This window comes from Gordonia sp. (in: high G+C Gram-positive bacteria) (assembly GCF_052106715.1).
Taxonomy (GTDB): Bacteria; Actinomycetota; Actinomycetes; order Mycobacteriales; family Mycobacteriaceae; genus Gordonia.
On record NZ_JBQEDL010000009.1, the window covers coordinates 56,967 to 76,800 of the forward strand.

At 66.3% G+C, this 19,834-nt stretch carries 16 protein-coding genes; 5 read left to right on the forward strand and 11 right to left on the reverse strand.

Going from position 1 to position 19,834, the window contains the following annotated elements; genetic code table 11:
* Positions 1 to 63: 63 nt before the first annotated feature.
* The 7 genes from ACTIMF_RS06625 to ACTIMF_RS06655 all read right to left on the reverse strand — a co-directional run bounded on the left by ACTIMF_RS06625 (position 64) and on the right by ACTIMF_RS06655 (position 7,670).
* On the reverse strand, positions 64 to 1,938 hold the full coding sequence (locus tag ACTIMF_RS06625; protein ID WP_442349559.1) for a YhgE/Pip family protein: 1,875 nt from the start codon (positions 1,936 to 1,938) through the stop codon (positions 64 to 66).
* Positions 1,939 to 1,940: 2 nt separating this feature from the next.
* On the reverse strand, positions 1,941 to 2,720 hold the full coding sequence (locus ACTIMF_RS06630) for an ATP-binding cassette domain-containing protein (protein WP_442349495.1): 780 nt from the start codon (positions 2,718 to 2,720) through the stop codon (positions 1,941 to 1,943).
* A gap of 280 nt (positions 2,721 to 3,000) precedes the next feature.
* Entirely contained in the window at positions 3,001 to 4,224 is a 1,224-nt protein-coding gene (locus tag ACTIMF_RS06635) for an acyl-CoA dehydrogenase family protein (RefSeq protein ID WP_442349496.1), read from the reverse strand.
* Position 4,225: 1 nt separating this feature from the next.
* Positions 4,226 to 5,242: a phosphotransferase family protein gene (locus ACTIMF_RS06640; protein WP_442349497.1), complete on the reverse strand. Its 1,017-nt coding sequence runs from the start codon at positions 5,240 to 5,242 to the stop codon at positions 4,226 to 4,228.
* On the reverse strand, positions 5,242 to 5,694 hold the full coding sequence (locus ACTIMF_RS06645) for a MaoC family dehydratase (RefSeq protein ID WP_442349498.1): 453 nt from the start codon (positions 5,692 to 5,694) through the stop codon (positions 5,242 to 5,244). Before ACTIMF_RS06645 ends, ACTIMF_RS06640 begins: the two co-directional genes overlap by 1 nt.
* Positions 5,695 to 5,731: 37 nt before the next feature.
* Complete coding sequence (locus ACTIMF_RS06650) at positions 5,732 to 6,487, reverse strand: SDR family oxidoreductase (protein ID WP_442349499.1); 756 nt, start codon at positions 6,485 to 6,487, stop codon at positions 5,732 to 5,734.
* Between the two features lie 106 nt (positions 6,488 to 6,593).
* Positions 6,594 to 7,670 carry a helix-turn-helix domain-containing protein gene (locus ACTIMF_RS06655; protein ID WP_442349500.1) on the reverse strand — a complete coding sequence of 359 codons (1,077 nt, stop codon included), beginning with the start codon at positions 7,668 to 7,670 and terminating at the stop codon, positions 6,594 to 6,596.
* A 289-nt stretch (positions 7,671 to 7,959) separates the two neighbouring features.
* Between ACTIMF_RS06655 and ACTIMF_RS06660 the strand changes: the two genes are divergently transcribed.
* A complete protein-coding gene (locus tag ACTIMF_RS06660; RefSeq protein WP_442349501.1) occupies positions 7,960 to 8,409 on the forward strand; it encodes a hypothetical protein in 450 nt (149 codons plus the stop codon).
* A gap of 3 nt (positions 8,410 to 8,412) precedes the next feature.
* Here the strand turns inward: ACTIMF_RS06660 and fgd are convergent, their stop codons facing one another.
* Together fgd and ACTIMF_RS06670 are read right to left on the reverse strand one after the other, a co-directional pair.
* Positions 8,413 to 9,426 carry a glucose-6-phosphate dehydrogenase (coenzyme-F420) gene (gene fgd, locus ACTIMF_RS06665; RefSeq protein WP_442349560.1) on the reverse strand — a complete coding sequence of 338 codons (1,014 nt, stop codon included), beginning with the start codon at positions 9,424 to 9,426 and terminating at the stop codon, positions 8,413 to 8,415.
* Positions 9,427 to 9,456: 30 nt separating this feature from the next.
* Positions 9,457 to 10,641, reverse strand: a complete 1,185-nt coding sequence (locus ACTIMF_RS06670) for an acyl-CoA dehydrogenase family protein (protein ID WP_442349502.1) — start codon at positions 10,639 to 10,641, stop codon at positions 9,457 to 9,459.
* A 176-nt stretch (positions 10,642 to 10,817) separates the two neighbouring features.
* On the opposite strand from ACTIMF_RS06670, the gene ACTIMF_RS06675 reads away from it, so the two are divergent.
* Positions 10,818 to 14,726, forward strand: coding sequence for a Pls/PosA family non-ribosomal peptide synthetase (locus tag ACTIMF_RS06675; protein WP_442349503.1), 3,909 nt, complete (start codon positions 10,818 to 10,820; stop codon positions 14,724 to 14,726).
* 170 nt (positions 14,727 to 14,896) lie between these two features.
* The gene (locus ACTIMF_RS06680) at positions 14,897 to 16,177 is read left to right on the forward strand and encodes a M1 family metallopeptidase (RefSeq protein ID WP_442349561.1); all 1,281 of its coding nucleotides are present in this window, start codon (positions 14,897 to 14,899) and stop codon (positions 16,175 to 16,177) included.
* Here ACTIMF_RS06680 and ACTIMF_RS06685 read toward each other — a convergent pair.
* Together ACTIMF_RS06685 and rfbA are read right to left on the reverse strand one after the other, a co-directional pair.
* A complete protein-coding gene (locus ACTIMF_RS06685; RefSeq protein ID WP_442349504.1) occupies positions 16,143 to 16,754 on the reverse strand; it encodes a dTDP-4-dehydrorhamnose 3,5-epimerase family protein in 612 nt (203 codons plus the stop codon). The two genes, ACTIMF_RS06680 and ACTIMF_RS06685, sit on opposite strands and share 35 nt — an antisense overlap.
* A 5-nt stretch (positions 16,755 to 16,759) precedes the next feature.
* Positions 16,760 to 17,635, reverse strand: coding sequence for a glucose-1-phosphate thymidylyltransferase RfbA (gene rfbA / locus ACTIMF_RS06690; protein WP_442349505.1), 876 nt, complete (start codon positions 17,633 to 17,635; stop codon positions 16,760 to 16,762).
* 135 nt (positions 17,636 to 17,770) lie between these two features.
* Between rfbA and rfbB the strand changes: the two genes are divergently transcribed.
* Positions 17,771 to 18,793, forward strand: a complete 1,023-nt coding sequence (gene rfbB, locus ACTIMF_RS06695) for a dTDP-glucose 4,6-dehydratase (protein ID WP_442349506.1) — start codon at positions 17,771 to 17,773, stop codon at positions 18,791 to 18,793.
* Positions 18,793 to 19,818 (forward strand): UDP-glucose 4-epimerase GalE, encoded by a 1,026-nt coding sequence (gene galE / locus ACTIMF_RS06700; RefSeq protein WP_442349507.1) that lies wholly within the window; start codon positions 18,793 to 18,795, stop codon positions 19,816 to 19,818. Before rfbB ends, galE begins: the two co-directional genes overlap by 1 nt.
* Positions 19,819 to 19,834: the final 16 nt, after the last annotated feature.

Here is a 19,834-nt window from a genome sequence, read left to right on the forward strand (position 1 = left end):
GTCGCGTTGGCGGTCAGGGTCGGCCGGTGTCGGGGTCGGCCGCCGGTGTCGGGCGCCGGCCGATCACACTTCGACAGGCGGATACAGCCTGTCCATCGTGTATTGCCGGTTTCTTCGGGCCGCGAGCGTCGACACGGCCAGGCACACCAGGGCGATACCGATGAGGACCGACATCGCGACCCAGAATCGGTAGTCGACGCCACCCATGATCATCTGTCTCAACCCATTGACGGTGTACGTCATCGGGTCCACCCAGTGGATGTATTGGAACGGCTTCGTCGTCGTCTCGACCGGATAGATTCCGCCCGCGGACGTCAACTGGATCATCAGGAACGCCAGTGTCACGACGCGGCCGACAGCTGGACCGAACAAGGCGTTGAACATCTGGATGATCGCCAGGAACGCCGCGACGACGAGCACCATGAATCCGAAGGTGCCGACCATGTGAACCGGGCGCATGCCGACGGCGAGCACGGTGACCAGGTACAGGATCAGCGCCTGCAGGATGCCGACCGCCAGGGTCGGAGCGAACGACGCCAGCACCGCGCGCAGAGAGTTCAGTCCCTGCGCGACCGGCCGCGACTGCAACGGTGTGAACAGCATCCACGCGATGATGCCGCCGACGAACAGCGCCAACGAGAAGAAGAACGGCGCGAAACCGGTGCCGAACGTCTTGGCCTCGTTCTCGTACTTCTCCGACAGCTGCACCGGTTGGGCCAGGGTCTTGGCGAGCGCATCCTGTTGGGCCTTGTTCCACTTCGGGATCGCCTTGCCCGCCTCGTCGAGGCCGCCGGCCAATTCGGCCGACCCCGACTTCAGTTCGCCGAGCCCGGACGACAGTTCGTTCGCACCGTCGCTCAACTTCGTCATATCCGACCGGACAGTGAGGATGTCGTTGTGCAACGCCCCGGTCTCCGCCAATCCGAGGAAGGTGTTCAACGGGCTGCCCTGCGTATCGAACTGGGAAGTCAGCAGCGACGAGTCGTTCCTCAGCTGGGCCAGCGGACCGTCTGCGTCCGGGCCGACTCCCTGTGTCTGCAGGAATTGCTTCGTGGGAGCAAGTGTCGTGGCGAGTGCACGCATCGCCGGGTCCGAACTCTTCGACAGTCTCCCGACGGCGGCGTCCACCGCATCCGACGCCCGTGACTGTGCGACGGCGGCGTCACCGAGCACGGTGTCGAGCTCGGTCACGTTGCTGTCGATCCGGGTGGCCACCGACCGAACCTCGGTGGGACTGAGTCCACCGGTGGCACTGGTCAATCCGACGAGCGGCTCGGTGGCTTTCAAGACGGCCGAGGACATCTCGTCGACGCCCGACGCGAGTTGTTTGCCCCCGGAGTCGGCGGTGACCAGCCCGGAGGCGAGCTCGTTCGCTCCGTCGGCTGCCTTCGTGACCTGCGGCAGCATCCCGTCGACCTGCTTGAACACGATATCGAACGTCTGGGTGCCCACCTGTGCCGACACAGTGGACACCACCTGCTGCGCGGCGTCCCCGCCGAGCACGGACGCGAGATAGTTGTTGGCGTCGTTGTAGGTGAAGATCAACTGCGCCGACCGAGCGTGACCGCTCGTCGGCGAGACCACCGCTTCGCTGAAGTCCTTCGGCAGAGTGATGGAGAAGTAGTACTCGCCGTGGTCGACACCGTCGGACGCCTCCCCCTCCGACACCACCGACAGGTCCAACTGTTTGGAGTCCAACAGGCCCTGGACCACCTGTTCACCGGCCTTGAGCGGCTTGCCCTCCATCGTCGCGCCGGCGTCGAGGTTCACCAGTGCGATCGGCATCCGATCGACCTCGTTGAACGGATTCCAGAATGCCCACAGGTAGAGGGCACCGTACATCAACGGCATCAGGATGATGACGGCGAAAGCCAGGCGAGGCATCCGGCCCCGGTAGTAGCGCTTGAAGTCGCTACCCGGCGAGAGCGCGGCGAGCATCTTCATAGAATTCGATCTCCCTGTTCGAGACGAACGAACTCGTTATCGGTCAGATTGGGCACCTCGATGACATCGGTGATGCCCGGCACCAGTTCCTCGCCGTTGACGTTCGCGGTAATGACGGTCTGGTCCGAACCGAGATCGACGAGGCGTTCCAGAAGGAGCCGCGCGTTCTCGTATCCGTGGAGGTTGTCGACTCCCCCGACGACGAGCAGCTCCGGTCGCCGAATGTTGGCCATCGCGATCCGAAACAGTGTGGCGGTCAGTTCGGGAAGCTCTTCGACGTACGCGTCGAGAGTCGGCAGGGTGAGCGGGCCGAACACCGGACGGCACAAACGCTCAAGGTCGTCGGCGTTCGCCTGTCCGACGAATTTGTACCAAGGCTGCGCCCACCGGCACTGTTCGGTGAGTACGTCGTGGACGCGGATCGTCTGCTCGATCTCGTCGACCTCGTCGACGAAGCCGAGCGCGGACTTGTTGAACAATTGATGGGCGCGGTTGCTCTGACCGAACGAGTGAAGGCTTCCCGACGTCGGCTTCATACGTCCGGCGATCGTCAGCAGCAGCGCCGTACGACCACGTCCCGGCGCACCGACCAGGACGGTGACCCCACCGCGCCGTATCCGGAACTCGACCGGCCCGTAGATATGCCCCCAGGAAGCCTTGACGCCCATCCCCTTGGCTTCGATGATCACTTCGCCGAGTGCGCCGCCGTGCTGGGAAGCATCCAGGTAGTGCGATGCCCAGTTCTCCGCTGACACGGAGTCGAAGGGCGCCGTCATTGCGCAGTCTGCGTGGGCAACGGTGTCGACCACGCGAGAATCACGCGCGCGTCGCACCGACCAAGGTTCTTCATGGGTCGAATCCTATGTGCGACTCAGAGGACGAAACCGCTGTTCGGCGGGCGCCAAAGTGCAAGCGGGCAGCCGGATTCGAGCGGGCGGGCACGGCGAATCGGTCGCACCTGCGGATATGGCGATCCCCCGTTGGTCACGCGCGTGAACGAGCGCCCCGAGCTCGACATTTCTGGCACGCTTTTGCCACCTAATGGCGCATATTTGACTATCCGCGAGAAGCGTTTCTCCGCAGCTCAGCCTTGGCGAGCGAGTTCTTGTGAACTTCGTCGGGACCGTCCGCGAAGCGCAGCGTGCGGATGCCCGCGTAGGCCGCGGCAAGCGGGAAGTCCTGCGAGAGGCCGCCGGCGCCGTGCACCTGGATGGCCTTGTCGAGGATCCACTGGACTGTCTTCGGCGTCGCGATCTTGATCGCCTGGATCTCGCCGTGCGCACCCTTGTTGCCGACGGTGTCCATCAGCCACGCAGTCTTGAGCACCAGTAGACGCAGTTGTTCGATGCGCACTCGAGACTCGGCGATCCAGTCACGGATCACGCCCTGCTCGGCGAGCGGACGTCCGAATGCGACGCGATCGGACGCACGGTCGCACATCGCCTCGATCGCCCGCTCGGCGAGACCGATCGCCCGCATACAGTGATGGATGCGACCCGGCCCGAGCCGGGCCTGCGCGATGGCGAAACCGTCTCCCTCGTTCGCGATCACATTCGTGGCCGGGACCCGAACGTCGGTGAAGGTCAGTTCTGCGTGGCCGCCGTGACTGTGATCGTCATACCCGAACACCTCCATGCCGCGGACCACCTCGAGGCCGGGGGTCTCGCGCGGGACGAGGATCTGTGACTGCTGCCGGTGGCGCGGCGCGTCCGGGTCGGTCTTACCCATCACGATGAGGATCTTCGCGTTGGGGTTCATCGCCCCGGTGATCCACCATTTGCGACCGTTGATCACGTACTCGTCGCCGTCACGCCGGATGGACAGCTCGATGTTCGTGGCATCCGAACTCGCGACGTCGGGCTCGGTCATAGCGAACGCCGACCTGATGTCGCCGTCGAGTAGCGGCTGCAGCCACTGTCCCTTCTGCGCGGACGTGCCGAACTCACTGAGCACCTCCATGTTGCCGGTGTCCGGGGCCGCGCAGTTGAACACGGCAGGCGCGAGATTCGAACTGCGGCCGGTGATCTCGGCGATCGGCGCATACTGCAGGTTGGTCAGTCCCGCACCGCCGCCACCCGGCAGGAAGAAGTTCCAGTAGCCGCGAGCCTTCGCTTCAGCGCGCAGCTGCGTCAGGATCGGCACACTGTCCCACGCCCACTTGTCGTCAAGTTCGGCGAGTTGCTCGTCGAAAACCTTCTCAGCCGGGTAGACATGGGACTCCATGAACTCGGTGACACCGTCGATCAGTTCGCGAGTCGATTCGTCGAAAGCGAAATCCACGTCAGTTCTCCTTCAATGCCGCGATACCGGCGTCCAATAGTCCGAACACTCCGTCGCCGAGTTGAGAGAACCCGTCCCCGACGGTCTGCCCGTTCACGTACCGGTAGTGGATGCCCTCGACGATGCCCGCCAGTTTGAAGCAGCCGAGAGCGATGTAGAAGCCGAGTTCGTCGAGATCACGGTCGCTGCCCGCGGCATACCGCTCGATGATCTCGCGCTCGGTCAGGTAGCCGGGGGCTGCGGTCGCATCGGTGACCGCGCCGGGCGTGATCTGGGCCAGGCGCCCGTAGATGAGCATGAGCGCGAGGTCGGTGAGTGAGTCGCCGATCGTCGACAGCTCCCAGTCGACGACGGCCCCAATCTCATCACGCGGAGTGACGAGGACGTTGTCGAGACGGTAGTCGCCGTGGACGATCCCGGGTGCGGTGTCGGCAGGCACCCGTTCGGTGAGCATCGCGTACAGCGTCTGGATCGCCGGGATGTCTCGGGTGTGCGCGGCGGCGAACTGTTTACGCCACCGCTGCACCTGCCGTCCGAGGAATCCCTCGGGCCGTCCCGCGTCCGCCAGTCCGACGTCGGAGGGGTCCACCCGGTGTAACTCGACGAGGGTGTCGACGAGCCTCTCGGCGATCACCCGAGTCCGCTGCGGCCCGAGCGCTTCGAGCTCTTGTTTCGAACGGTATGGCACGCCGTCGATCTCGGACATCACGTAGAACGGAGCGCCGAGAACGTCAGCGTCGTCGCACATCGCGTACATGGTCGGTACCGGGACCTCGGTCTGTTCGAGCGCCGCCATCATCCGGTATTCGCGACCCATGTCGTGAGCGGTGGCCAGGAGGTGACCGACGGGTGGACGACGCAGGATCCACGACGACGAGCCGTCGGAGATCCGGTACGTCAGGTTCGATTTGCCGCCCGCGATCAGCGTCGCGGTCAGGTCCGATCCCGCACCGTCGACGTGTTCGGGCAGCCAGTCGCCGAGGACCGCCAGATCGAGCCCGGGGTGTTCGGAGCCCATCAGAAGGCGACGACCGACACGGTCTCGGCCACGCAGGCGGGTTTGTCGCCGCCTTCGCGTTCGACCGTCACCCGGTTGACCACCTGAACACCGGCTCCGGTCCTGGTCGCGGAGATGATCTCGACGCCCGCGCGCACACGCGACCCGACCGGCACCGGCGACGGGAACCGCACCTTGTTGCTGCCGTAGTTGACCCCCATCGTGGAGCCCTCGATCTTGTAGACCTGCCACGACAGCATCGGGATCAGGGACAGCGTGAGATATCCGTGCGCGATGGTCGACCCGAACGGCCCGGCGGCCGCTCGTTCCGGATCGACGTGGATCCATTGGTCGTCACCGGTCGCCTCGGCGAACCGATCGATACGTTCCTGGTCGATCTCGACCCAGTCGGAGTATCCGAGATGGGTGCCGACTGCGGCTTCGAGCGCGTCCGGTCCGTTGAGAATCTTCATCTACGTCTCCCTGCTGTCGCTCGCTGTGGTAGGCCGTTCAGTCCTTGGGTCCGCCCGCGACGTACAGCACCTGTCCGGAGACGAAGCCCGCTCCTTCGCTCGCGTAGAAGCTGACGGCGTGCGCGATGTCGGCTGGCTCGCCGACGCGCTGCACCGGGATCTCCTTGGCCATCGCCGTCTTGAAGTCATCGAAGGCCATTCCGATCCGGTCGGCGGTCGCGGCCGTCATGTCAGTCGCGATGAAGCCGGGGGCGATCGCGTTCGCGGTGACCCCGAAACGACCGAGTTCGAGCGCCAGAGTCTTGGTCAGGCCCTGCATTCCGGCCTTCGCCGCGGAGTAGTTCGCCTGGCCGCGGTTGCCGAGCGCCGACGTCGACGAGAGGTTGACGATGCGACCCCAGCCCTCCTTCGTCTGATAGTTCTGCACCTCACGCGACATCAGGAAGGCACCGCGCAGGTGGACGCTCATGACCGCGTCCCAGTCGGACACGGTCATCCTGAACAAGAGGTTGTCGCGAATGATGCCGGCATTGTTGACGAGGATGGTCGGTGCGCCGAGCTCGGCGGCGACGCGGCTGACCGCGGACTCCACCGCGACCTCGTCGGACACGTCGGCTCCGACGGCCAGTGCCCGACCCCCGGATGCCGTGATCTCATCGACGACTTCCTGGCAGGCGGTCTCGTCGAGGTCGAGCACCGCGACGGCGTGACCGTCGGACGCGAGTCGACGAGCGACTTCGGCGCCGATCCCGCGAGCTGCGCCGGTGACGATGGCTGTCCGCTGAGTGGTCATGAAACTCTCCTTATGGACCGATTACCGAATGGACAGATCCCGAGTAAGCGATCGCTTACTTTTCCGCGGTTCACTATGCCCCAGGATGCGACCGCCGTCAACGGCGCTAGGAAACAGACCCCACCACGATGCGTTGGCGGTACTCGACTGGCCCGAGCCCGAAGCGAGCCTTGAACCGATTACGGAAGGTCGCGACGGAACGGAACCCCGACGCCGCCGCGACGTTCCCGACCGGCAGCCACGGGTTCGCGACCAGTATCTCGCAGGCGGTCTGGACTCGAGCGTCGGCGATCGTCGTCGCCAACGACTGGTCGGCATCCTCGAACAGCCGATACAGTTGCCGACGCGACAGGTGAAGTTCGGCCGCGATGGCGTCCGGAGTGAAGCCCGCGTCGCGGTGTCGTCGCGCAATGAGGTCGAGCGCGGCCTGCTGGTTGAACAACACGTCATCCTGCAGTCGATAGGTGTCGCCGGATATCAGTTCCGACAGCGCGGCGGTGACGAGGTCGATCGCAGCCAACTCGGCGTCCGAGGACGGCGGCGGAGCGTCGGACGCCGCAGCGTCTGCAGCGAAACGTCGGACGAATCCGGCCGCCGCCCGCGCCAGCGGCGTCCTTTTCGTTATGGGTCGACGCGGCTGCTCGGCGAGACACCGGTGTTTACCGAGCAAGGCGAGTGGGATCGCCAGACCCGACGGATCCGAGACCGCCGAGACAGTCTGGACGAACGGGCGCGTCGCCGCGATGAACGCCAAATCACTAGCCGCATACTCGTACTCGCGACCGCACTGGTGAATTGCTGTGCGTCCACGCATCGAGGTGACGGTCACCAATAGCGTCTCGAACGGGACTGCGTTCACGAGTTCGGTCGTCCGCTCGGCCCGCACCGCCGAGTGCACGGAACAGAACGCTGACGTCATCGACAACTCTCGATCGAAACGGACTGCCCGAAACGAGTCGGGATCGTTTGCGATGATGTCGACCCCACCCCACCATTCGCGCATTCCCGACGCGCCTGCGAAGTGCGAAGGACGCACTCGTCGCTGCCGGTCGACGCCGAGACGCGCCTCCCACGCCGCAACGATGCGCGGCGTGAGGTGGGGCCCAGCGTCGACGTCCCGAGCCACTTCGCTCGAAGGGCGGTTCATCGGATGGCGGTTGAGAACATGATTCAACGGCGTCATGTATGACCTCGATCAGTCGTCACGATCCAAGTCGGCTGGGAGGGAGCCGAGGCAAAAGATGCCAAGGCGGACATTACCGCCACTCGGGCCATCCAGGAAGGATTCGCAAAAACCAGATCGATCGATCAGGAACGCCGCACGGTAAAGTGAACCCGCGCACGGCCCACCGCACCGATTTCCGCCTCATCCGAGGAGCAGACTGTTGACTCGACCGCCACCCCCGAACAGCCCGGAAGACCCCGGGACCAGCGGTGATGACGTCTACCCCGAACAGCCTGCTCCATCGGACATGACGCAGACGCCGTACGGAGCGATCCCGAACGATCTGTACAGCGGCTCCCCCGCCGCCGCGACGGCGTCCGCCGGCGCGCACGCCGCAGTCCGCCGCATGCAGATCATCGCGACGGTCGCCTGCGTCGCGGCGGCACTCGTGATCATCGCCTTCTTCATCGTCGGCAATAAGGGCGGCGACGACCAGCCCGCCCAAACCGTCACCGAGGCCGTCACCGAGACCGCGGCGGGCGACGGCAGCACCGCCACCCGCACGGAGACGACTACCGCCACCCAGACCCGAGACAACACTCAGACAGAGCGCCAGACGGGGACGCGCACAGTCACCGACACCAAAACGATCACCCGGACGGCGACCGAGACGGTGACCGAGACCGAGTCGGTTCCTGCCGAAGACGAGGGCGGCACCGGAGGCGAAGCCAGCGAATCGGTCACCATCGGCGAATAAGTCCTACCCGAGGGCTCGCAGCTGCGGGACCACGTCTTCGGTGAACGCCTCGAGGAATCGACGCTGGTCAGCACCCGGGTTGTGGAAGACCAGGTGGTTCAGGCCGGCATCGAGGTACGGCTTGATCTGCGCGACGGCGTCGTCCGGATCCGACGCGACGATCCACCGCTTGGCGACCTGCTCGATGGGCAGTTCGTCGGCCAGACGTTCCATCTCGACCGACGAGTTGACGCTGTGCTTCTGTTCCGGGGTCAACGACAGCGGGGCCCAGAACCGCGTCTGCTCGAGTGCTCGATCGGGGTCCCGGTCGTACGAGATCTTGATCTCGATCATCCGGTCGATTGCTTCGAAGTCGCGTTCCTTCTTCGCCGCGCCCTCTTTGACCGCCGGGATCAGTTTGTCGGTGTAGAGATCCATGCCCTTGCCCGAGGTGCAGATGAATCCGTCGCCCGCACGACCGGCGTACCGCGCTACCACGGGGCCACCTGCCGCGATGTAGACGGGGATCGGGGTGTCCGGGACGTCGTACATGTAGGCGCCCTGCGTGGAGTAGTAGTCGCCGTCGAAGTCGACCTTCTCGCCGGTCCACAGATCCCGCATCAGTCGGACCGATTCGCGTAGCCGAGCGAACCGCTCTTTGAACTCGGGCCATTCGCCGCGGAACCCGGTCGCGTATTCGTTCAGCGCCTCACCGGTACCGACACCGAGCATCACCCGGTCGGGGAACAGGCAGCCCATCGTCGCGAACGCCTGCGCGATCACTGCCGGGTTGTAGCGGAACGTCGGGGTGAGCACCGACGTGCCCATTTGCAGCCGCTCCGTGCGTTCGCCGACCGCCGCCATCCACGCGAGCGAGAAGGGCGCGTGACCACCGTTGTGCCGCCACGGTTGGAAGTGATCGCTGACGGTGACCGAGTCCAGCCCGAATTCTTCGGCGGCGACCCCGAGTTCGACGAGCTCACGCGGACCGAATTGTTCGGCCGAAGCCTTCAAACCGAGTTTGAGCGATGGCATGATTCTCCTTCGAGAGTGGTTGTGGTGGCCCGGTCAGCGGAACGCGTCGAATCCGGTGAGGGCCTTGCCGATCATCAGTTGGTGCATCTCGCTGGTGCCCTCATAGGTGAGGACCGATTCCAGGTTGTTCGCATGCCGGATCACCGGATACTCGAGGGTGATCCCGTTGGCGCCCAGTATCGTCCGACATTCGCGGGCGACCGCGATCGCCTCTCGGACGTTGTTGAGCTTGCCGAGGCTGATCTGCTCGGAACGGATCGCCCCCGCGTCCTTCAGTCGGCCGAGGTGGACGGCGAGCAGGAACGCCTTTCCGACTTCGAGTGCCATGTCGGCGAGCTTCGCCTGGGTGAGCTGGAAACCGCCGAGCGGCTTGTCGAACACTTCGCGTTCGTCGGCGTATCGCAGCGCCGTCTCGAGGCTGTCGCGCGCGGCGCCGACGGCTCCGAACACAATGCCGAAACGCGCTTCGTTGAGACAACTGAGCGGGCCGCGGAGACCCTCGACGCCGGGCAGGACCGCGTCGGCGGGCAGCCGGACGTCCTGCAGGACGAGTTCGCCGGTCACCGACGCGCGCAACGACATCTTGTGTTTGATCTCGTTCGCCGAGAACCCGGGCGTATCGGTCGGAACGACGAAACCGCGGATGCCCCGGCCGGCCCGGTCCGGGTCGGTCTGGGCCCAGACGATGGCGACGTCCGCCACGGGGCCGTTGGTGATCCACATCTTGGTGCCGTTGAGGACCCAGTCGTCACCGTCGCGACGCGCCGCGGTGCGCATTCCCGCCGGGTTGGAGCCGAAGTCGGGTTCGGTGAGCCCGAAGCAGCCGATCGCTTCGCCCTTCGCCATCGCGGGCAACCACTGATCCTTCTGGTCGCTGCTGCCGAAGGCGTGGATCGCGAACATCGAGAGTGAGCCCTGCACAGAGATGAAGCTGCGCAGTCCGCTGTCGACGGCTTCTGCCTCCATGCACGCCAGGCCGTACGCGGTGGCCGAGGTCCCCGCGCAGCCGTATCCGTCCAGATGCATGCCGAACAGGCCGAGCTCGCCGAGTTCACGCGCGAGCTCGGCGACCGGGAGGGTTCCGTCCTCGAACCAGCCGGCGATGTTCGGGCGAAGGCTCTTGGCTCCGTATGCGGCGACCGTGTCGACGATCGCCCGCTCCTCGTCGTCGAGTAGTCCCGCGAATCCGAACAGCTCGTCCACACTGCTGCGCGCCATAGGCTTGCCTGCCTCCTGTTCCGGCGAATCCGCCGTCGACCAAGTGTCGACTCTCACCTTACGACCGGCCCGAGACTCTCTGCGCTGCGCGGGGCCCGACGGTGAGGCATTATTACTCTGTCGCGCCGGACCGCGCGGCGTGTCACTGCCTCGAACAGCTCTCCGGAGGACTCCCCGTGCCGATTCCCGCGGCTTATCTTCTCGCCGACCGGGCACCGCGACCTCGCACCCTCTGCGACGTTCTCGCGGAGACCGCGCACGCCCATCCGGACAGTCCCGCCATCGACGACGGCGACCGCCTCGTCACCTATTCAGAACTCATCGCTCTGGTCCGCCGCGTTGGCGGCCGACTGTCGGCGATCGGCGTCGGCCGCGGCCATCGCGTCGGGATCCGTATGCCGTCGGGCAACCGTGACCTGTACATCGCGATCCTTGCGACGCTGTGGGTCGGGGCCGCCTACGTCCCCGTGGACGCGGACGACCCGGACGAGCGCGCCCACCTGGTCTTCGGCGAGGCCGATGTCGACGCGATCATCGACGCCGACGGTATCCACCGGCAGACCGGTCGCGAAGCGACTGCGCAGTGGGACGGTCCGGCAACACCCGGCAGTGTGTCACCCGTGGGGACCTCACCCGCGACGACGGCGGACGACGCGTGGATCATCTTCACGTCCGGCTCGACGGGTAAGCCGAAGGGCGTCGCGGTCACTCACCGCAATGCCGCAGCCTTCGTCGACGCCGAGGCCGCCCTGTTCCTGCAGGACGCACCGTTGGGTCCCGGCGACCGGGTGCTGGCCGGCCTGTCGGTCGCGTTCGACGCGTCGTGCGAAGAGATGTGGTTGGCGTGGCGCAGCGGTGCCTGTCTGGTACCGGCGCCGCGAGCCCTCGTCCGCTCGGGTATGGACTTGGGTCCGTGGCTGGTCAAACGCGATATCAACGTCGTGTCGACGGTCCCGACCCTCGCATCGATGTGGCCTGCCGAAGCGCTGGAGATGGTCCGGCTGCTGATCTTCGGCGGCGAAGCGTGCCCGCCGGAGTTGGCCGATCGGCTGGCCACCGACGACCGCGAGGTGTGGAACACGTACGGCCCCACGGAAGCCACCGTGGTCGCCTGCGCCGCCCCGCTGCGCCGCGGCGAACCTGTCCGGATCGGACTCCCGTTGATCGGGTGGGATCTGGCCGTCGTAGACGCCGAGGGCCGACCGGTCGCCGAGGGCGAGTCCGGGGAACTCGTGATCGGCGGCGTCGGGTTGGCTCGTTACCTGGACCCCGTCAAGGACGCCGAGAAGTACGCTCCCGCAACGACACTCGGTTGGGATCGAGCTTACCGCAGCGGCGATATCGTCAGGCTCGACAGCGCGGGCCTGCTGTTCGTCGGTCGAGCCGACGACCAGGTGAAGATCGGTGGGCGACGCATCGAGCTCGGGGAGATCGACAACGCCCTGCAGAACCTCGCGGGTGTCTCGGGCGCGGCGGTCGCAGTCCGCAAGACACCGTCGGGCAACGCGTTCCTGGTCGGCTATCTCGCCTCGACCCACCCCGACTTCGACGTCGCCGCCGCACAGTCGACGCTGCGCGAGGAGCTGCCCGCGGCCCTGGTACCACGTCTGGTCCTGATGGAGGAACTGCCGACCCGGACCTCCGGCAAGGTCGACCGCGACGCACTCCCGTGGCCGATCGCAGGAGCCGATTCCGGCGACGAGCCGTCCGACCTGTCGGGCACCGAGAAATGGGTCGCCCGACAATGGTCTGCGGTGTTGGGTGTCGACGTATCGAACTCGAGCGCCGACTTCTTCGCCGAGGGCGGGGGTTCGCTCTCGGCGGCGCAGCTGGTGACGGCGCTGCGCGCCCGCTATCCCGAGGTCACCGTCGCCGACCTGTACGACCATCCGCGCCTGGGCTCGTTGGCCGAGATGCTCGATGCGCTCGACCCGTCGGCCGCCGTCGTGCCGCGCGAGGTGGCGCCGGTCCCGTTCTCGACCGGTCTCGCGCAAACCGTCGCATCGATTCCGCTCGCGACCCTGACCGGCGCCCAATGGGTCACGTGGCTGGGTGTGGCGAACAATGTCGGTGCCCGTGTCGCCGACTGGCTCGGCTATGACGCTCCGTGGCTCACCGACGTCAACTGGTGGGCTCTGCTCGCCGCATTCCTCGTGTTCGTGACCCCGCTCGGCCGCATGGTGATCGCCGCTGTCGGCGCGCGACTGCTGCTGTCGAAGGTCACCGCTGGGCGGTATCCGCGCGGCGGCGCCGTGCACCTGCGACTGTGGGGCGCCGAGCGGTTGATGGCGGCCAGTGGCGCCCACAACCTGTCGGGCGCACCGTGGATGCCGACCCTCGCGCGAGCGCTGGGCGCGCAGATCGGCGACGGCGTCGACCTGCATTCGCTGCCTCCGGTGACCGGACTGCTGCGTATCGGCGACGGCGCGGCGATCGAACCCGAAGTCGATCTCGCAGGCTGGTGGCTCGACGGCGACGTGCTGGTGATCGGCGAGATCACGGTGAAGCCGGGTGCCACCGTCGGCAGACGTTCGACGCTGCTTCCGGGCGCGGTCATCGGACGTGACGCGATCGTCGATCCCGGGTCCGCGGTCCTCGGAAAGGTGAAGGCTCGCCAACGCTGGGGCGGATCACCGGCGCAGAAGCTCGGCAAGGCGAAACCGGACTGGCCGTCGCAGCGCCCGAAGTCCCGTCCGTGGTGGGTCGGGGTGTACGGCCTCACCGCGTTCGCGATCTCCGCCGTCCCCCTCGTGTCGCTGGCGGCCGGTCTCGCTGTCGCCGGCAGTTGGGCGATCTCGGCCGACCGGCTGCGCACCGCGACCTGGCGGATGCTCGCGCTCGCTCCCGTCGGCGCGCTCGCCGCAATGGCCGCATTCGCCGTTCTCACCCTGATCGGCGTTCGGCTGGCGTCGATCAAGATGGCGCCGGGAACCCACCCCGTCCGATCTCGGATCGGCTGGCAGGTGTGGGCGACCGAACGGATGATGGACGCGGCCCGCACCTATCTGTTCCCGCTGTACGCAAGTCTGTTGACCCCGTGGTGGTTCCGCGCGTTGGGCGCATCGATCGGCAAGAGCGCCGAGATATCGACGGCGCTGGTGATCCCGAAGTTCACCACTGTCGGCGACTACTCGTTCCTCGCCGACGACACGCTCGTCGCGTCGTACGAGTTGGGCGGTGGCTGGATGCGGATCGGCGAGGCGAAGATCGGCAAGCGAGCGTTCCTCGGGAACTCCGGCATGATCGGCCCGGACCGGAAGCTTCCGAAGAATGGGCTCGTCGCCGTGCTGTCCGCGGCGCCGCGTAAGGCCAAGAGCGGGTCGAGTTGGCTGGGCAGCCCACCGGTCCGGTTGCGCCGTACCGCCGCAGAGACCGACTCGGCGCGCACCTTCGCTCCGGGGTTGGGCGTCAAGGCGGCACGCGCGACGGTCGAGACGTTGCGGGTGGCCGCGGTGATGGTGTCCTTCCTGATCGGTGTCAGCGTGCTGTTCGCGATGCAGATCGCCGCCGACAAGTGGGGCGTGATCGTGGCAATGCTTCTGAGCGGTCTGATCCTGTTGGCGGCGGGCGGCGTCGCGGGCCTCGTGGCGTGCGTCGCCAAGTGGGTCGTCGTCGGACCGATCCGTCCGTCCGAGCACCCGCTCTGGAGTTCGTTCGTGTGGCGCAACGAGTTGTCGGACGCGTTCGTCGAGACAGTCGCCGCGCCGTGGTTCGCGAACGCCGCGACCGGCACCCCGGCGCTCACCGTGTGGCTGCGGTCGTTGGGCGCGAACATCGGCAAGGGCGTCTGGTGCGAGTCGTACTGGCTTCCCGAAGCCGACCTCGTCGAACTCGGCGACGGTGCCAACGTGCAGCGCGGATGCGTCGTCCAGACGCACCTGTTCCACGACCGGGTGATGGCGATCGACCACGTGCGGATCGGCGACGGAGCCTCTCTGGGACCGCACTGCGTCGCGCTGCCTGCATCGGGTGTCGGCGAGTCGGCGACCGTCGGCCCCGCCTCGCTGATCATGCGCGGCGACGTCGTCCCCGCCCACACCACGTGGCAGGGAAACCCGATCGCGCCCTGGACACCCCGCATCTGAGGTCCTCGATTCACGGAAGACCGCGTAGCGACGGTGTTCGCCGAGCCGTCGCGGACGCCCACCGGTAAGGTTATCGACGTACGCGAGCGACAGACGGAGAGGTAGTGCCGAGCAAATCGAAACCGCAGGAGCCGACCCTGCCGGGCGGTCACCACGAGCTCGACCCGTACATGCCTCGCAGCGGAAATCTCGGCTACCGAATCTCGCGGTACGACCTCGCCCTCGGCTATCGCGTCTCGAGCAACCGACTGTCCGGTACGGCGACGATCACCGCGACGTCGTACCAGCAGTTGACACGCTTCGCGCTCGATCTCGCCACCTCGATGCGTGTGGACCGAGTGACGGTCAACGGCTCTCGGGTCCGCTACTCCCATCGCGGTGGAAAGCTGACCATCACACCCAGCTCGCCGATCCCGCCCGGCGGTGTGGTCTCGACGGTCGTCCGATACGGCGGCACGCCGCGTCCCGTTCGCAGCCCGTTCGGCGACGTCGGCTGGGAGGAGCTCGACAACGGCGCCTTGTGCGCGAACCAGCCGAACGGCGCGCCGTCGTGGTTCCCGTGCGACGATCACCCCGAAGCGAAGGCGTCGTTCCGCTTCGAGATCAGCACCGACAGCCCGTACTACGCGCTCGCGAACGGGCGGCTCGCGTCCACACAGCGCAGTGCGGGGCAGACGACGTGGACGTACGACCAGGTCGAGCCGATGTCGACCTATCTCGCCTCCATTCAGATCGGACAATACGAGCACCGCACGTTGGCGACGCGCCCGGTGCCCGTACATGCGCTGGTTCCGTCGGCGCTGATGACGAACTTCGACGTGAGCTTTGCTCGACAGGTCGCGATGGTCACCGCCTTCACCGAGATGTTCGGCCCGTACCCGTTTCCCCAGTACACCGCCGTCGTCACCGAAGATGAGCTCGAGATCCCGCTGGAGGCACAGGGGTTCTCCACGTTCGGAGCCAATCATTGCGACGGAACCCTCGGTCACGAGCGTTTGATCGCGCACGAGCTTGCTCATCAGTGGTTCGGCAATGCGGTGACCGGTGCGCGCTGGCGGGACATCTGGTTGCACGAGGGGTTCGCTTGCTACGCCGAGTGGTTGTGGAGCCAGCACGGCGGTGGGCGATCGGCCGACGAGTGGAGTCACCATTACTACGAGAAGCTGCAGCAGACGCGCTTCTCCACACCGCTGGCCGACCCGGGCACCCGCACGATGTTCGACGACTGGGTCTACAAGCGCGGAGCCCTCACCCTGCACGCCCTGCGTCTGCGTCTCGGCGACGGCGACTTCTTCGCCCTGCTACGCCGATGGACCGACAAGTATCGCTACCAGTGTGCGACCACCGAGGACTTCATCGCTCTCGCATCGACCTTCACCTCGGAGCCCCTACAGGACCTCTGGCGCGACTGGTTGTTCACACCGGAGCTTCCCCCGTACCCGAGCCTGTAAAACTCGGCAGCAGTCCGTCCGCCAGGGCCTGCACGAGCGACGGCGCCGCCGTGTCTTTAACGGAGAGTTCGTACTCGAGCGGTGTGCCGTCGCGGGCGAGCGTCGGCCACTCGATGCCCAGATCGTCGTCCAACGGGTTCACTCCGTGCTCGGCGCTCGGACGGTACCCCGTCGAGCAGAGATAGGTGACTGTCGAGCCGTCCTGCAGCGAGCAGAATCCATGGCCGAGGCCTTCGGCGAGATAGACGGCCCTGCGGTCGCGGTCGTCGAGGAGGACGGTGTCCCACTGTCCGAAGGTCGGCGAGCCTTCTCGGATGTCGACGATCACGTCGACGATGGCTCCCACCGTGCACGTCACATACTTCGCCTGCCCCGGCGGGACGTCGGCGAAATGGATGCCGCGCACCACCCCCGCAGCGGAGACCGACGTGTTCACCTGCGCCAGCTCGAAGCGGTCTCCGATTGCCTCCGCGAGGACGTCGGCCTTGAACGCTTCGAGAAAGACACCACGGTCGTCGCCGTGCTGGACGGGCGTGAACTCCCACGCACCCTCGATACTCAGAGGTCGTGCCTTCATGGCGTTTACAGCTCCCGTCCGCGGTCGAGAAGATCGAAAAGGTATGCCCCGTAACCGGATTTGACCAGCGGCTGCGCGAGGTCGCGTAGCCTCGCGTCATCGATGTAGCCCAAACGCCAGGCGATCTCCTCGGGTACGGCGATCTTGAGGCCTTGCCGTTGTTCGACGGTCCGAACGAAGTTGCTCGCGTCCAGAAGGGAGTCGAACGTACCGGTGTCGAGCCAGGCCGTGCCGCGCTGCAGCACTGTGACATGGAGTCTGTCGCGTCGCAGATACTCGGCGTTGACGTCGGTGATCTCGTACTCGCCGCGCGCCGACGGCGCTAAGTTCCGAGCGATCTCGACGACGTCGTTGTCGTAGAAGTAAAGGCCGGGCACGGCGTACCGCGACGCTGGGCGCGCAGGCTTCTCCTCCAGCGAGATCGCACGTCCCTCCTCGTCGAATTCGACGACACCGTATGCCGACGGGTCGGCGACCCGGTAGGCGAAGATCGCGCCGCCGTCGACCTCGCCGAAGCCGCGCAACTGATTACCGAGACCGGGTCCGTAGAAGATGTTGTCGCCGAGGACAAGCGCCGCGGTGTCGTCGCCGATATGGTCGGCACCGAGCACGAACGCCTGCGCCAGCCCCTCCGGTTCGGGCTGGACGGTGTAGGTGATGTCGATGCCGAACTGTGAGCCGTCGCCGAGCAGATGCTCGAACGACGACCGGTCCTGTGGAGCCGTGACCACCAGGACGTCGCGGACTCCCGCCAACATCAAGGTCGACAGCGGGTAGTAGATCATCGGCTTGTCGTACACGGGCACCAACTGTTTGCTCACGCCCTGCGTGATCGGGTGCAGCCGCGAGCCCGTACCGCCCGCGAGGATGATTCCGCGCATATGACGACCCTATCGGTAGAGTGGACCCGCCCACTGATCACCGCTGGTCGAGCCCCTCCGCCGGTCGAGCCGTCCCCGCCGGTCGAGCCGTCCCCGCCGGTCGAGCGAAGTCGAGACCCGACAGAAGGAGTGCCCATGCGAGTCCTCGTGACCGGTGGCGCCGGATTCATCGGCGCGAACTTCGTGCTCCGCACTCTCGCGACTCGCCTCGACACGACGATCACGGTGCTCGACAAGTTCACGTATGCGGCGAACGCGGCGACGTTGGAGCCCGTGTCCGACCGAGTCCGTGTGGTCCGCGGCGACATCGCCGACCCCGCCGACGTCGACCCATTGGTCGCCGCATCGAACCTGGTGGTGAACTTCGCGGCGGAGTCGCACAACGACAATTCTCTCGCCGATCCGTCGTCGTTCGTGCAGACGAACCTCGTCGGCACGTACACCCTGCTCGAATCCGTGCGCAGGCACGGTGTTCGGCTCCATCATGTGAGCACCGACGAGGTGTACGGCGACCTCGATCTCGACGACCCGGCACGGTTCACCGAGCAGACCGCGTACAACCCCTCGAGCCCTTACAGTTCGACGAAGGCGGGCAGCGACCTGCTCGTACGTGCGTGGGTCCGCTCATTCGGGGTAGTCGCGACCATCTCGAACTGCAGCAACAACTACGGGCCATACCAGCACGTCGAGAAGTTCATTCCCCGACAGATCACCAATGTGTTGACCGGTGTCCGACCGAAGCTCTACGGCGACGGCCGCAACGTCCGCGACTGGATTCACGTCGACGACCACAACGACGCCGTGTGGACGATCATCGACCGCGGCCTGCCGGGCGAGACGTACTTGATCGGGGCCGACGGCGAGGTCGACAACCGGACGGTCGTCGAGTCCATCCTCGAGTGCCTCGGGCAGCCGCGCGACGCGTTCGACTTCGTCACCGACCGGGCCGGGCACGACCGCCGGTACGCGATCGACTCGTCGCGGCTGCGCACTGAACTCGGGTGGACGCCCCGCTACACGGATTTCGCGTCCGGTCTGGCCGCGACCGTCGACTGGTACCGAACGCACAGCGACTGGTGGGTGCCCGTCAAGGACGGTGTGGAAGCGTCGTATGCACAGACCCAGACCGTCATCGACCGAGAAGGATCGGAGATCTGATGCGAGTTCTCGTCACCGGCGGAGCCGGCTACATCGGCTCTCACACCGTCCTGCAGCTTCAGGCTGCCGGGCACGAGGTCGTGATCGCCGACGATTTCAGCAACGCCAAGCCGAGCATCGTGAAGCGCTTGGTGGCGCTCTCCGGCGAGCCCGTCACCGTGTACACGGTGGACTTGACCGACCCACTGGCGACCGAGCGAGTCTTCGCTGAGGAGCAGATCGACGCCGTCATCCATTTCGCCGGGTTCAAGGCCGTCGGCGAATCAGTCGCTGAGCCACTCGCCTACTACCGGAACAACCTCGACACGGCCTTCTCGGTGCTCAATGCCATGAACCAGCACGGCGTGCGCACCTTCGTGTTCTCGTCGTCGGCAACGGTGTACGGCGAGAACCCGGTCCGCGAACGCACCGAGGACATGCCGACGTCTGCGACCAACCCGTACGGCTGGACCAAGGTGATGATCGAGCAGGTGCTGCGCGATCTGGCAGCCGCCGACGACTCCTGGCGCATCGCGATCCTGCGCTATTTCAACCCGGTCGGCGCGCATGCGAGCGGCGAGATCGGGGAGGACCCGAGCGGCAAGCCCAACAACCTGATGCCGTTCGTCGCGCAGGTCGCCGTCGGGCGCCGCGAGAAGCTGTCGGTGTTCGGCGACGACTACGACACTCCTGACGGCACCGGCGTCCGCGACTACATCCATGTCGAAGATCTCGCGGCCGGGCACCTCGCCGCACTCGAGAAGATCACGGCGAGCGACGACGCGCTGTCGGTGTGGAATCTCGGTAGCGGCCACGCATCGTCAGTACTCGAGGTGGTCGCCTCGTTCGCGCAAGCCAGCGGCCGCGACATCCCGTACGAGGTGCTCCCGCGCCGCGCAGGCGACCTGCCCGCGTACTGGGCCGACCCGTCGAAGGCCAACGCCGAACTGGGTTGGCGCGCGACCCGCACCATCGACGACATGTGCGAGGACACGTGGCGCTGGCAGTCGAAGAACCCGAATGGCTTCCCCGACGTGGACGAGTAAGGCCGGGCGCGTTCTG

Excerpts from the sequence above, each read along its gene's own strand:
- ACTIMF_RS06650 (WP_442349499.1), bottom strand. The coding sequence starts at position 6,487 with ATGACCACTCAGCGGACAGCCATCGTCACCGGCGCAGCTCGCGGGATC.
- ACTIMF_RS06655 (WP_442349500.1), bottom strand. The coding sequence starts at position 7,670 with ATGACGCCGTTGAATCATGTTCTCAACCGCCATCCGATGAACCGCCCT.
- rfbA (WP_442349505.1), bottom strand. The coding sequence starts at position 17,635 with ATGCGCGGAATCATCCTCGCGGGCGGTACGGGCTCGCGGCTGCACCCG.
- ACTIMF_RS06660 (WP_442349501.1), top strand. The coding sequence starts at position 7,960 with ATGACGCAGACGCCGTACGGAGCGATCCCGAACGATCTGTACAGCGGC.
- galE (WP_442349507.1), top strand. The coding sequence starts at position 18,793 with ATGCGAGTTCTCGTCACCGGCGGAGCCGGCTACATCGGCTCTCACACC.
- ACTIMF_RS06680 (WP_442349561.1), top strand. The coding sequence starts at position 14,897 with ATGCCTCGCAGCGGAAATCTCGGCTACCGAATCTCGCGGTACGACCTC.
- ACTIMF_RS06630 (WP_442349495.1), bottom strand. The coding sequence starts at position 2,720 with ATGACGGCGCCCTTCGACTCCGTGTCAGCGGAGAACTGGGCATCGCAC.
- ACTIMF_RS06670 (WP_442349502.1), bottom strand. The coding sequence starts at position 10,641 with ATGGCGCGCAGCAGTGTGGACGAGCTGTTCGGATTCGCGGGACTACTC.
- ACTIMF_RS06645 (WP_442349498.1), bottom strand. The coding sequence starts at position 5,694 with ATGAAGATTCTCAACGGACCGGACGCGCTCGAAGCCGCAGTCGGCACC.
- ACTIMF_RS06625 (WP_442349559.1), bottom strand. The coding sequence starts at position 1,938 with ATGCTCGCCGCGCTCTCGCCGGGTAGCGACTTCAAGCGCTACTACCGG.
- rfbB (WP_442349506.1), top strand. The coding sequence starts at position 17,771 with ATGCGAGTCCTCGTGACCGGTGGCGCCGGATTCATCGGCGCGAACTTC.
- ACTIMF_RS06640 (WP_442349497.1), bottom strand. The coding sequence starts at position 5,242 with ATGGGCTCCGAACACCCCGGGCTCGATCTGGCGGTCCTCGGCGACTGG.
- ACTIMF_RS06685 (WP_442349504.1), bottom strand. The coding sequence starts at position 16,754 with ATGAAGGCACGACCTCTGAGTATCGAGGGTGCGTGGGAGTTCACGCCC.